General features: G+C 32.6%; 10 protein-coding genes. 1 reads left to right on the top strand and 9 read right to left on the bottom strand.

The genetic code is table 11. The annotated features are described in order from the left end of the window. Positions 1–1170: 1170 nt before the first annotated feature. Positions 1171–2466: a group II intron reverse transcriptase/maturase gene (gene ltrA, locus LNP19_RS12590; protein ID WP_230061897.1), complete on the top strand. Its 1296-nt coding sequence runs from the start codon at positions 1171–1173 to the stop codon at positions 2464–2466. A 154-nt stretch (positions 2467–2620) separates the two neighbouring features. Here ltrA and LNP19_RS12585 read toward each other — a convergent pair whose 3' ends face one another. The 9 genes from LNP19_RS12585 to LNP19_RS12545 all read right to left on the bottom strand — a co-directional run bounded on the left by LNP19_RS12585 (position 2621) and on the right by LNP19_RS12545 (position 13550). Then, positions 2621–3898 carry a MutS-related protein gene (locus LNP19_RS12585; RefSeq protein ID WP_230062264.1) on the bottom strand — a complete coding sequence of 426 codons (1278 nt, stop codon included), beginning with the start codon at positions 3896–3898 and terminating at the stop codon, positions 2621–2623. Between the two features lie 934 nt (positions 3899–4832). Beyond that, positions 4833–5426: a hypothetical protein gene (locus LNP19_RS12580; RefSeq protein WP_230062263.1), complete on the bottom strand. Its 594-nt coding sequence runs from the start codon at positions 5424–5426 to the stop codon at positions 4833–4835. A 221-nt stretch (positions 5427–5647) separates the two neighbouring features. Next, on the bottom strand, positions 5648–6949 hold the full coding sequence (locus tag LNP19_RS12575) for an erythromycin esterase family protein (protein WP_230062262.1): 1302 nt from the start codon (positions 6947–6949) through the stop codon (positions 5648–5650). 340 nt (positions 6950–7289) lie between these two features. Beyond that, positions 7290–7907, bottom strand: a complete 618-nt coding sequence (locus LNP19_RS12570; RefSeq protein WP_230062261.1) for an HNH endonuclease — start codon at positions 7905–7907, stop codon at positions 7290–7292. Further along, positions 7900–9318, bottom strand: a complete 1419-nt coding sequence (locus LNP19_RS12565; protein ID WP_230062260.1) for an AAA family ATPase — start codon at positions 9316–9318, stop codon at positions 7900–7902. The genes LNP19_RS12570 and LNP19_RS12565 overlap by 8 nt, the downstream gene beginning before the upstream one ends. Before the next feature lie 327 nt (positions 9319–9645). Then, on the bottom strand, positions 9646–10524 hold the full coding sequence (locus LNP19_RS12560; RefSeq protein WP_230062259.1) for a toll/interleukin-1 receptor domain-containing protein: 879 nt from the start codon (positions 10522–10524) through the stop codon (positions 9646–9648). 86 nt (positions 10525–10610) lie between these two features. After that, on the bottom strand, positions 10611–10934 hold the full coding sequence (locus LNP19_RS12555) for a tyrosine-type recombinase/integrase (RefSeq protein WP_230062258.1): 324 nt from the start codon (positions 10932–10934) through the stop codon (positions 10611–10613). A 540-nt stretch (positions 10935–11474) separates the two neighbouring features. Beyond that, positions 11475–12911, bottom strand: coding sequence for a P-loop ATPase, Sll1717 family (locus LNP19_RS12550; protein WP_230062257.1), 1437 nt, complete (start codon positions 12909–12911; stop codon positions 11475–11477). A 261-nt stretch (positions 12912–13172) separates the two neighbouring features. After that, positions 13173–13550 carry a helix-turn-helix domain-containing protein gene (locus LNP19_RS12545; protein ID WP_230062256.1) on the bottom strand — a complete coding sequence of 126 codons (378 nt, stop codon included), beginning with the start codon at positions 13548–13550 and terminating at the stop codon, positions 13173–13175. Positions 13551–14337 lie beyond the last annotated feature (787 nt).

Here is a 14337-nt window from a genome sequence, read left to right as displayed (position 1 = left end):
CAAAACAACAACGAAATCAAAATTCTAAATGGATTAAAAATAGGTAACGAAAATAATCCTACCGACAAGATAAAAAATATCCAAGTAAATGTTTTTCTGTTCAATATTGAAGTTAACACGTTTTGAATTAATACGATGATGAAAAAAGCCAGTATAATAAAAGGAAATATAGTTCCTATAACTAGTTTTTGATTTGGCGTTATCGTTAAATAAACTAATGCAAGGAGGAAGGAATAAAATACAGTTTGTATTATACTATTTAAAAATCCAAATGCTAATATCCGTTTCATATTTCAAACACTAAAAAATTATTTTCTGCTAAATCTAAATTGTGTTGTTTTGTCAAAATTCCGATTTTTACATTTCTACTTTTTAGGTTTCAACTTTTCAAGTTTCTGCTGGCAAGTTCTAACTTTCACGCTTCTGCTTTGTATACTTCTTGCGGAACCAAATGTTTATTTTCGGATTGATTATGTCTGCGAATTTCGCACAACTCCCGCATAACGTCCCCGCGCTACAAGTAGTTTGGGACTAAATTAAGACCATTCTTCGGATTTGCCAAATATTCCAAATACAAAACCATCTTTAAATTAAGCCAAATGCCCAAATTGCTTGTAGCGTGTGTGTGTGCCCTGCATGAGCAGGACACACTCTGTAAGCTCGATTAAAAATTGAAAAATACAAATTTCGGATTATAAATCAAACTTGCAGAGTGTTATTTTTCCAGAGGGTGTAAGTCCCTTATGAGCGGATTGAAACCCCGAATCATTAGTACGTCGCAAGGTTGTTAGTTGTGAAACCAGAACTGAAGGAAGCGAAACGACAAAGTCCGGTACTGACGAACAGAAACGGCATAAGAGGCTGTTATACGAGGATAAGCAAGCACACCATTGCAACGTCCGAAGGTTACCAAAATCGTATTTCAGTAGATGCCGCAGAGATTGGACAAAGGAAAAAGTTCTTACCAGGGGAGGTCTTGGCAACCACGAGTTGGTTATGTCAAGAAGTCAGCAGAGGTCATAGTACTTGGGGCAACGAGTTGCGAATAGATACCGCATAGGACTCACAAACAAGGAAGGACCGAACGCAAAATGGTTCTTAATTTTCAACGGAATAACGCAAGTTATAGCCCTGAAAAACAAGAACAGGTTAAACGATTAAAACAACAAAATGATTGAGAGCGTAGTACATCCTTACAATCTGCAAAAAGCAGTAGAGCAAGTGATTTCCAACAAAGGAAGCGCAGGAGTTGATGGTATAAAAACAAGTCAACTTAAAATGCTATTTCCCCAAAGGAAAGACCAATTGCTCGAAGCCGTCAGAGAGGGAAACTACTTGCCACAAGCCATTTTGGGCATTGAGATTCCCAAGGGCAACGGAAAAACACGACTTTTGGGAGTTCCCACCACTACCGATCGAGTGTTCCAACAAGCCGTAGCACAGGTTATAGCGCCACTATTTGAACCCGAATTCAGTACTAACAGTTTTGGATTTAGACCCAGCAAAAACTCCCGACAAGCCGTTGGGCAAGCGAGGGAATACATCCATCAGGGATTGAACCACATTGTGGACATTGACCTGAAAAATTTCTTTGATGAAGTTGACCATTGCTTGCTGTTGAATTTGGTGTACCAAAAAGTGAAATGCAAAACCACGATGCGCCTGATGCGTAAATGGTTGCGAGTACCGATACTGATTAACGGCAAACTACAAAAACGAAGAAAAGGCGTTCCGCAAGGTTCTCCCTTGAGTCCGTTATTGTCTAATATCCTGCTCAATGAGTTGGACAAAGAAATGACAAGACGTAAACTAAAATTTGTACGTTATGCCGATGATTTCAGTATCTACTCTAAATCGCAGAATCAGGCGAAAGCCACGGCAGTTGTCATTGCCAAATTCTTGAAAACGAAGCTCAAACTTACCATCAATGCTGATAAAAGCGGGATTAGACGTCCTGTGAACTTTAGCTTGTTGGGATTTGGGTTTGTACCTACGTATCAAAAAGGGAGCAAAAACCAATACCAGTTGGTAGTAGTAGAAAAGGCTTGGAAGAAACTAAAAGAAAAGCTCAAAAGTATTAGCCGCAAAACTGCACCAGTCAAACTAGAAGACCGTATTATCAAGATAAACGAAATCCAACGAGGATGGTTAAACTATTTTCGAGGAACGAGTATCATGGGGAAATTACGGGATATAGATGGCTGGCTCAGAAACCGACTTCGATACTGCATTTGGCACGATTGGAAGAAACCTGAGAGGAAAAGGAAAAACCTAATTCGATTAGGAATTGATCAAGACCACGCCTATGCATGGAGTCGAACTCGCAAAGGTGGTTGGGCAATTGCTCAGAGTCCAATCTTGGGAACTACCATAACCTTGAAACGCTTAAAACAAAAAGGGTATCAATCATTGACCGATGTTTACATCTCACTTAATCCATCTCTTTGCGAACCGCCGAGTACGTGACCCGTACGCTCGGTGGTGTGAGAGGCGCACTCCGTTCCATTAGGGGCGGAGCCGTCTACTCAATTAGCGATTGTTGTGACACACTAGTTAAGCACTTAAATATATAGAAAAATTAACCTTCTGAAATTTTTTATCGGACAACAATGAATTCAAATTATATTATAGATTCAATTTTAGAATTTAATAGTTTATTTAAACCTGCTTTTTCAAATAAAATTCTTCCAACCTTAATTTCTGACCACCCTTTTTTTAGTTTATATGTAAAAGTAGGTGTATTATTAATTATCTCACAGTCTAAATAATAAGTTGAAATATTAGTACTAGTAAGATTTTTTAGTTCTTGAATGTGTGTAGAAATAAAAAAAAATGAATTAGAATAAAAACTAACACCATTTATTGTGGTGGTGCATATTTCCAAGGCATCTTCAATATTTGTTCCGCTAAAAAGTTCATCAAAAACAACAAAACATCTTTTTCCTTCGACTGCTTTCAAAAGAATATTTTTAAGACTCATGATTTCTGTCATAAAAAGACTGTAACCACTTAAAATATCATCACGCTTACTAATTCCTATTGAAAAATCAGTACAAAATGGAATTTTCGCTGTTGATGCTGGAATTCCAAAACCAAGATTTCCTAAATATACACATAAGCTAACGGATTTCAAGAAAGTTGATTTTCCTGACATGTTTGGTCCATTCAATATAATAACATTAGTGGAAGATGTAAAGCTATATTTAATCGGATTTTTAATTAGCGGATGATAAAAATCATTAAGAGTTATACTGTTTTTTTCAAAAGTAGGGAAAACAAAGTTTTTATCGACAATAGCTCTACTAATAGATAAATAGCTTTCAAACAAAAAAAGATCTTGCCAAAAAGTTTGGATCCTATTTTCTGACTGTTGTTTTAAAATTATAGCTATTATTTCTTTACTATCCTTATTTTTCCACTTCTTCTCTCTAATAATTTTTTCATATTTATTTAACTGGAAAAAAGAAAGAAAAGTTAAAATTCTTTTTAAATCGGTTCTATATGTTTCAGGGAAATCTCTTAAATTAAGTCTTAAAAAGCAAATAGATTCAAGCCTATGAAAAAACAATATTAATTGATGGATTTTATTGTTCAAAAACATCTCGTCTGTACTAGGGCTAAAAAACAAAAGATATTTCCTTTCAACCTGCTCGATTTTAAAATTATTTAGAAAAAAATGAACTTCATTTAAATATAGAACAGTATATGAATATTTTTTAAATAGCTCTATATTAGTAATGAAACTTTTAAGAATATCTTGCCGTTCAATAATTTGACTTTCGCTTATAAGAGATGTTTCTAATAAATTAAGGATTTTATTTCTAGTGAATGAATTTAGAGAATAATCAAAAATAGGTAATACTTCTTTTTTTATATTTAAATCTTGAATATCACTCATAATTAATGTTTTATAATATACTTAAACCCGTTGGGTGCAATTAATTGCGCTCGATTTTCGTCAGTAGCTTAGAAGCAGATTAGGTTTCATTTTTTCTTTCTCATTAACGTAAATTTGTCGATTTCCACGGAGCAATGATCGCTAACTCGTTTATACTCGCTATAAACTAGCGCATATACACCCAAAATTGGGTAGATTGGCGCTATAAAGTAGCACATTTTATCAAATATATAAATAATATTTTTATTACAAATTATTAAAAAGCTTTTATTTTTTCACAGACTTTTCGTATCTACATTGGTGTAAATTTCAGTAGTTTTACTGCTAGTAATCCTAATTATAAAGCATAATAAAAGAGGCGCAATGGCTTCTCAAAATCCTTCTTATTCATTTATCGTAATCCCCATAAGGGATGACTTGACATACATATTAGAACAAGTAGGGGATAGCAGCTATTTTTACTTTTTTTCTTGATAAAAAAAGTAACAAAAAAATCAAGCCTGAATATTTTTGTCCTGAAAATCTTCGGACGGTTTTCCCTATCGCGACCCCAGCCGCTCGTGTTTCACACTCGACTCGGGGGTCACTCCCGCCGGCCAACGCTCAAATCCTTGACCGGATTTTCTGGTCTAAAATATAAGGGCGGCTTAAAAGAAATCACGTCTTAAATTTTCGGCTCCCTTTAGGGAAGGGGTAAACCGAAAATCCCACTCACTTTCCACAGCTTTTGGTTCCTTTCTATACAGCTTACATTGTTAGTGCTGCTGCCTAAGCCTATTACAAGCAAAAAGTTGGTTTCCAACTTTTCCAACAAGCCGCTGGAGCGAAATTTTATACTCGAAAAATAACCAACATATAACCCTCTCAAAAGTTGTGAATAACTTTATGATGCTTTACATAGGAGTAGCTGTTATAGAGCGTTTATTTTCTGCCATTATTTTGGAAGAATAGTTGTTGCTGTTGAAAAATCAAGTTTTTTGAACTTACTTTTTACTAAGTTATCAAATTGTATTTTGTCATCAGTAAAAGAAACAAATCCTTTGTCAAAATGCCAAGTTCCAAGATAGTTTAATGAATTTTTTGTTATTTCAAACGTGAATTGTTCTAATTCATTTTGGTTTATTTGTCCTGATTTGATTTTTTGCTCAAAATTGTCGGTTACGTCAATATTTTTAAAAATTGGTTCGGTAAAAAATTTCCCCCCGTACCATGTACTTTTTGTCCACCAATAATTAAGTATTGCATATTTACCAGGTTTAATAAAATACATGAATGTATTTTCTTTTGCTGATTTATAGGTAGGTTTAACCCTAAATGCCAAAATTTCCTTAGTCTCAATATTTATTAGTCGAATATCTTGTGGAAATCCGCCACTACTAAATCCAAGTCTCTGAATAAAATTTCCATAAATAATTCCTTCTTCAGAAGATATTGTGTCACCGCTATTTGTTTCGTTAAGCGTTTTAAAGTCTTGTCCTTTTGCAAAGATTGTCAAAAAAAGGAAAAATACTGTTGCTAAGTGTTTCATTGTTTGTTTTTGTCTTTTAAATGCTCTATAACGTTCCGGCACTACAGCGGGTTTGGGATTAAACTACGTCTATTATTCGGATTTGCCACCCGAGCGATAGCGAACAGACGAAGCAAAACTTCCAAATACAACCCGAGGCTGAAAGCCGAACCGGCCGGAGGCAAACCAACTTCCCATTAGGCCAATTGCCCAAATCTGTTGTCGTAGCTGTTGTAAAACGTTTATTTGGCAAACCAATTATTAGTAGGAAGTGTAATATTTTTTACAAAGATTAATCCATCAAACATTTCTGAAAACTTTTTTTGATACAAATGTTTTTTACTTGGATTGAAACCTCCGCCACCTGCAAATATTTGTTTAGATTTCTTTTTGAAGAAATTAGAGGAACTACCATCTAAAGCTTTAGACATATCAATAAAGTAAATTTCGTCCTTTGCTTCAATAAGTGTTTCGGCATAAGTTTTGGAATATGGTCTATCTAATTCAACTTTATTCCAACTAGGCTTTTCGCCCTTGTTGGAAAAATAACCAGCTTGTGTACCTGTGCCAAAATCAAACCCAACACTATAGTAATCGTTTTTATAATATTCTTTCAAATGTTTTCCTAAATTATCAACACTGTTTCGTCTCCCAGGATTATCAAATCCTTTATAATCAATATGTGCATTATGAGCCCAAATAAAAGCTTTCCCATTTTTTGATTTATTTTCTATTATCCATTTAGCATTTTCAAACATTTTCAAATCTCTAACTTTACTAGAATAATTTTGTACGTAGTAGGTATATTGTGATAAATAATTCAAGGCTCTGATTGCTGAATTGAACTCATCAATATTCTCGTTTTTGATAGCTTTTCTAAAATCAAGTAAAATACTCTCAATTTCATTTAGCTTTGGAGTTTGAATTTCTGCCCAATCTGTTGACACACCGTATTCCACTTTTTTTTCTACACAATTGTCAACTACTAAAAGAAGTTCTTCGCTTACAGGAATATTATATTTTTTTACTAAACTTCGTATTTCCTGATTGATTTTTTTTACGTTTTGAATGTCCATACCATAAAAGCGAATTTGCTCGTCCTTAGTTTTATTAAGGTTATAATTTCTCATCCATTCCAAAAGATTGACCACTTCTTTGCAATACCAAAATCCGATGCTAAAATTGTTAGCAATAGTTTCTGCATTTCCTTTCCCACCACTAATCCATTCGTTTATTCCAGCTTCAGAAGTGTATGAATCCTCCATAATAAACACTTTGATATTTTGGGTTTCAACCAAATATTTGAAGAATTTAGCCTTTATATCGAAAAATTCTTTCCCTTGATGAGTAGTTTCTCCGAATCCGAAAATTTTTGCATCAGCAAACTTTTGAGGGATGTTATTATTGAATATTGTAAGGTTCGTATCTGGATTTGCATCTTCAATTTTAATTGCATTTTCATTAATCCAACTTACAGCTTTATCATCTTGAGCGTATGTTTGAAATAATATAAAATATGTAATAGCTGAAATAAATATTCTCATATGCGTATTCTTTGTTTTAAATGTTTGCTAACGTCAACCTCTGAAAAACCTCCGTTTCATTACCCTCAAATATAATAAAATACTAATTTAAAAAGAAGATTATTCTTATTTTTAAGAAGGCAACACATCACCGGAATTTCTCTTGATAAAATAGGCTTTTCAAGTTTAGAAGGCATACGTTTCCATTTTCGGCTCCCTTTAGGGAAGGGGTAAACCGAAAATCCCACTCACTTTTCACAACTTACTTTTCACCATTCACAACCTCCGGTTCCGTTCAACACAGGCTTCATCGCTGGCTTTTCAAGCCCAACGAACCCTTAGCTGTTAACAAACGTTTTTTTTAACGTATTGCATCTTTTATTATATCAATCAATTCTTTTTTAATTTGAGGATTTCCATTTTTTAAATCTCCAACTAGTTGTTCTAGGTAGGTTGGACTTGTCTTTTGGTAAGCTTTAGCTCTTTGCTCCACTGTACTTAATCGAAATAATTCACAAAAAGTTATAGTTTCACTTCCTTTTGATGTTTTTGCTACGAATACACAATCATTGAAAATATCAATATGATTTGAATAGTCGTCATAATGAGCGTGAATTATCTTAAAATTTGTGCCGTTCAAAGGATAATTTACAATACTACTGTTTAAAACTGGTTTAGTACTTTTCTTAGTGTTGCAAGCAGGACAACTTAATGCCAAGTTTATAGCTTTAAAAGTAAAAATTTCATATTCTGACTTTGGAACGATATGTTCTATGTCTACTTGTTTAATGTCAAAACCAAGTTGATATTTACAATAGCAACACCTATTATTTTGCTGTGTTCTCAAATGAGAAATAATATTAACTTTTATTGGATCAAATACTGGTTTTGTCCAATCAGAATGACTACTAAAATATTGAGCAATTATTGATGTCTCTAATATTGTGAAATTATATGGGATTAAAATTCTATTACTCATTAGAATTTGCTTGAAATATAGCTTTAATAACGGATTTCATAGGGTCTTTATCCAAAATAGAAGGATAAAATTCTCGTAATTTATTTTGAATTCTAAGCAATTCATGATCTGATCTATCATTGTTTGCTAATAAAACAAGTGCTTTGGAAACATTTTCATAAAGATCAAAATTACGAGTGGATTGCATTTCAAAGACATTTAATAAAATATCTTCTGCAGACCATCCATAGGTTGATTTATCGATTGTTTTAGAATAAATTATACCTTTTCTATTTCTTAAAGATATGACTGATGAGTTATTTGGTTTTAAATCGGATGCTAAAAAAGGTGAATGTGAAGCTATTATTACATGACAACCAGCAACATTTTCTAAGATTTTATTAAGCAAATCTATATATTTTGTTTGCCATTGAGGATGTAAACTTATTTCAGGTTCATCAATTAAAATTAAACTATCATCTTTTAATAATGGGATAAGTGATAACAATGTGGATAATATATTAGCTTCACCTGAACTAGCTTCTCTAAAATTAAAGGGCATCCCACCTTTTTTAAATACTTGAATTTCGAATGTTCGTATTAATCCAATTTTCCTTAAAATACTTATTATTTCATACTCATAAACATTTTCGCTATATAGTGAATTATCTATTCGTATTCTACCGATATTTTTTTCTGAAAAATTGATTGTCAACTCATGTACTCTAGTTTCATTGTGCAATTTATCTTTGATGAAATCACAGATTTCGATTGCTCTTTGTTTAATAACATTTAAAAGGGTCTCACTCATGTAAGAAAAGCGATTAGAATTGGATTTCTCTACATAACTTACTAACGAGTTTGGAGTTACATCATTAATTGTTTCAAAAAATGAACGTAAAAATTTGTAATTCAACTTAATTATTGGCTCATATTCTAAATAGTCAAAAATGTGTCTATAATTTCTTGAAACATCAAGTTGAGAATAGCTTTCAAATACTATTTCAAGAGCTCGATTCATTAATGCTCGATTTGAAAAGCTATTAACACTATTTCTTGTGCCTAAATAATTGTATTTAAAATCTTTGTAATATATTTCGTGTGATAAGTGTAAGGATGGTCTAAAACTTTGGTCAACTGGGAATTTGTCAGATATACTATTTGTTATAGCAATTATTTTAGATGGAATTTTATTGAATTCAAAATGAGAATCTTTAAATAAATAATGTTGGTTTGTATTTGTATTCCAACTATTAAAAAATCTTGCTATTTCACTTAAAATTCTACTTTTTCCAGTTCCATTATTACCAATTATTAAAGAGAAATAGTTGTCATTAGATTCGCTAGATTCAAAGTCATTAATTAATCCAATTCTTTCAGTACTAATTAATTTGTTGTCTATTTCTAAACTATAAAGTCTAAATCCATTCATGTTTTTTTACTCAAGATGTTCGTTTAAAATGTTGCCTAACGTCAGTCTGTGAAAAAATTTCCGTTTATTTCTTTCAAATATAACACTTAATATAAAATAAAAGAAAGAAAAGTTGTATATTTAAGAATGTAACAGCTCACCGGAATTTCCCGGCAGCAAATGCGCTTTTCAAGTTTAGAAGACACACGCCCTCATTTTCGGCTCCCTTTAGGGAAGGGATAAACCGAAATTTGCATTCACTTTTAACTACCTGCAGTTCCGTTCATAAGCGACTTCTTGCTGGGTCTTGCAGACCGCATGAAGTCTTGCTTATTAGCGGGTGTTTTTTTATCTAATCTTATTCACAAATTTTATTAAATTCTTTTCTGGATCGATTTCCACTTGATAGAAGTGTCTTGCATCAATATCCGCTCCATTTCGAGTTCTTTTATCTATTGTGATTTTTAAATCATCAATTCGATAGCCAGCGAAATGCCCATAAGTTGGGAAAGGCAATTCATGTTCAACCTCAATTTTGTCCCCTATTTTAGGAGTGAATATTTTCTTCAAACTTAATGGTAAAAGTATTGGTCTTATATCATCAATATCCTCAAATTGAGGGTTTGATTTTAATATAAGATTTTGGTATTTAATTCGCGCTTCAAGTGTCGCATAACCAACCAATTCATAATTTCCTCTGTGAATTAAATTAGAATGTATTTCTATTTCCTTTTCGGATGATTTTATCGATTTAATAATTTCTTTTTTCTCATCTTGGTTAATGATTTTTGCTGAATTTTTAATGGCTCTTACCAAGTTCAAGAAAAAAATATCAAAACCATTTGAAATAAATTTAACTCTATTGTTATCAGTTGGAAGAACAACTTCATTTGATAAATCTGCATATAGCAAGTCTGATAATTCATCTGGAATTTTGCATTCTCTATATTTGATAGGAATAATCTTTTGTATTAATCCAGTTCGCTGATTTTCGAGTGCTTTTTTTAACTCAAAATTTACCCAGTCAGATTCAATCGATGCAGGAGATAGGATTATCACTAGGTGAGAAGTTTCTTCTAGGGCATTTTCTAGTTTGTTTACTAAACTATCGCCAAAATCAAGTTGGTCTTCATCGATCCACGTCTCAATTGTGTTTTCTAGTAAACAATCCTTTAAATGTCTAACAAATTTTTTGTCTTTGCTACTATGAGATATAAATATTTTCATTTAAGTTTAGTTTTGGTCGCGAATTTTAAAATTACTGCTAACTTGCCTATAACATCAAATATATACATCTTTTTGGATGTTTTCTACTATTCATTCAGTTTTTTCTTGTTATTTTCATCAACTAAACGATCCAATGGACTTAAGATTTTATCAGTGGCTATTTTTGAAATATGGGTATAGATGGTGGTGGTTTTGATACTGACATGCCCTAGGAATTTTTGAATGTATCTAATATCTGTTCCATTTTCTAATAAATGAGTTGCAAAACTATGACGTAAGGTATGTACTGTATCGCTTTTAGATAATCCAGATTTTTTTAACGCTTGTCGCATAACGGATTGAGCGCTACCAACACTGTAAGGCTCCCCTGCAAATTGCCCTTCAAATACATGTATGGGTTTGTATTTCAATGCTGTACTGCTAGAAATCCTGATTATAGGCCATAAAAAAAGAGACGCAATGGCCTCATAAAATTCTTCTTATTCATTTATCGTAAACCCCATAAGGGATGGCTTGACGTACATATTAGAACGAGTAGGGGATAGCAGCTATTTTTACTTTTTTCCTTGATAAAAAAAGTAACAAAAAAATCAAGCCTCAATATTTTGATCCCGAAAATCTCGGGCGCATTTCCCTATCGCGACCCCAGCCGCTCGTGTTTCACACTCGACTCGGGGGGTCACTCCCGCCGGCCAACGCTCAAATCCTTGCCCGGATTTTCTGGTCTAAAAATATAAGGGCGGGGGTAAAACGGAAATGAGGGAAAACACATTAAAACCAAGCTCAAACTACTCCAAAAAAAAGAGGACACTAAATCCTCTTCAAAATCCCTCTAAAAATTTTACGATAACTCCATAGTACCTACCAGTGACCGGTTCCGTTCAACACAGCCTTCATTGTTCGTGCTACGCACGCAACGAAAACTTAGCTGTTAGGGGCAGTACTTCGTGTTATAATTGCAATGCTTTGAAAAGTCCTCTGTGAATTACAATGTTCTCAGTTCTGTTAAATGTCATATTTGTGTGCATATACTTAAAATAAAAAATTTCTTTTTTATGCTTATTTTGGTTTCCAATGACGCTGAAATTATATAATGTGTCAAGAACATAATCTATGTTTTTTTCCTTAATTGTCCCTGCTTTTAGATACTTATTATACTCATTTGTAAATTCTTGTAGTGTAAAGTTCCACTTTCTAATGTTTGCAAATATTTGAATATATTCTTCAATTTCAGGAAGTACAGGAAAAACTTCATCAACAATTTCATCACGTAAATAATTTGAAAAAGCACGGTCTACAAATTTTATGTTACCTTCTCTAATAAAATTGAATCTTTTGTTGTTTGTTTCTTCAGAACAACCTTGTATGTATTGAATAAAATCTCTTGGTCTTAATTGAGTGCTTCTTGCTATAAATTCAAAGGAATGTATTTTTTTCTCTTGTTTGTTTCCAAAACCAATAGTTTCACGATGAAAAATTTTGTCCCAAGCCGATTGAAAGGGGAGTGGAAGTATATTTTCATTAAAATCTTTTGAAATTCTAAAAGCTAATAGGTCTTTAAGTTTCTTTTCGTTCCATTCAACATCAATTTTATAGTCACGCCATTTGTTTTTATCAGAGTCTTTAATTAAAGAATAAATATCATCTCTTAAAAAAACAACAGGCTTTACTTTTTTGTGAGTATCTAAAAATGTTGATTTAATATCTTGAACTGCCTTGAATAAACTAGTTAATAAAAAAACATACTGTTGAGAATCTGGTTCATTCGAAATTTGACGATAATCCTCATCAAGTTCATCAAAAACAATGTAATACTCAGAATCATCACAATAGTTTAAGATTATATCTTCAAGAATATTTACTTTGTCTATCCAGGGTATTGGATTAGCATTATTTTCTTTAGATAATTTTAATGAGCCTCCATTTCCAAGAACTGTAGCACCAAATTCAGCACTTGTCCAATTACTAATAGTCCTAGCTAATGATTTTACGTCATTTTTCGGGTATAATTTAGATAGTTCGGTTCTTATTTGTTGATCAATGTTTTCATTTGCTGTCATCAGCCTACAAACATTTGAATAAATCAAGTACTTCCAAAGCGTTATATATTGATTTGGAGCTGTGTACTTTTGATTGTCAAGTCCATATAACTCATTAAAAGGGAAGTTTTTGAAACTTAATTTTGTTGAAAAAACATTATGTTCTTTTCGTTTTATCAAGTATTCACAAATAGCTGATTTTCCCGATCCCTTTCTTCCTATTATGTAGCATTTGTCTTTTTTTATGATGTTGTCAACTTCGCTTGAATAATAGAAATACTTATTATTGTCTTCAAGCTTTGCTTCTAGTTTCCAATTGTTAGCTATTTTCTCTAAAGTTTCATTCATATAATATTGTTATGTTAGTTGAGTTTTTTTAGCATTGTGCCTAACTTGTATATACTCGCTACCTTATAGCGGCTATACACCCAAAATAGAGTAGATAATCACTATTGAATAGCGCATTATTGCCAAATATATAAATAATATTTTTATTACAAATTATCGGAGAACTTTTTATTTGTTGCAGACTTTTCGTAGTTATGTGAGTTTGTATTTCAGTAGTCTTACCGCTAGTAAAACCTGATTATAGAGCATAAAAAAAGATGCCTAGGCATCTTTAAATTTTGTCAATAAAGTAAAGTTGTTTTTTATTGTCTTTTTGAGAAAATCATAGTAATCAATTTTATCTTGATTGAGCCTATCTTCCAATTTAAATGACTCACTAACTATATCTAGTAGTTCCGATTCGGTTTTTAAAATAAATAGTTTGTCGAAATTTTCATTTAACTCCTCAGAAATTGTATAAATTTTGTCCCAGCCACTAAAATTCTCAAAACGTTCTACTCTTCCAATCATAGTGGAGGAATATCCAATTAACAAACCTAAATCATCTTGAGAAATGCCTCTTTTTAACCTAGCATACCTAAATATACACCCTATCTGGATATTAATAAGTTGAAGTCTTAATTTATTAATTTCTAACATTTAGTAAAATTTGAGAAAATAATTTAAATTATTCGATACAAATTTGTATTGAATAAAATATTTTCTATCTTTGTTTAACAATTACATGTAAAAATGTAATTTTGCGACTCTTCATATAAAAAATTGAAGCATTCGCTTTGAATCTCGTATCAGAAAACTGGTAATTTAAAGGAACGAGAAGATAAGTAAGATGCTCACGTCCCATGGCGTGGGCTCACTTATTGTTCCCCGGTATACCAGTACCTCTGATACGATAAGCTGAGTTCCATGCCATTTTTTTTTGGCCAATAGTTAGGCATCACTCAACTTCATTCTTAGCACCGCTTCTTCATTTTCATAGTCTCGCAGCAGTTTAACCCGCTAAAACCCGTATGCCTATGACCAAAATACAATTACACACCTAAAACAGCCAACGCCTAGCGTTAAGCGTGGTTTATATAACTAAACCACAAGATCCCAGTCTGGAAAATACCCTTTTCTAAACTGGTCTGCAATACCTATGCCAACTTTAAACGATTAACTACTCACTATTAACCATTAACTATAAAAGCCCATGAATAAAATAACAAAGCCCCCCTAAAAAAAACAACGCCTTGCTTTAAACGTGGTTACTGTCACTAAACCACATAATCCCAGTCAGGAAAATACACTTTTTGAACCGGTCAGGAATCCCTATGCCAAATTTGAACCGAGAACCGCCTTCTCGATATAATTTTATAAAAAGGCTATCGCTATTTTATAAAATCACTCGAAGTGACGGAGCTCAACGGAAATCAACCGATCCCGA

The sequence above is a fragment of the Flavobacterium acetivorans genome (assembly GCF_020911885.1).
GTDB lineage: Bacteria > Bacteroidota > Bacteroidia > Flavobacteriales > Flavobacteriaceae > Flavobacterium > Flavobacterium acetivorans.
The sequence above is the reverse complement of the archived record's forward strand: the minus strand, read 5'-3'. Positions and strand labels throughout refer to the sequence as shown.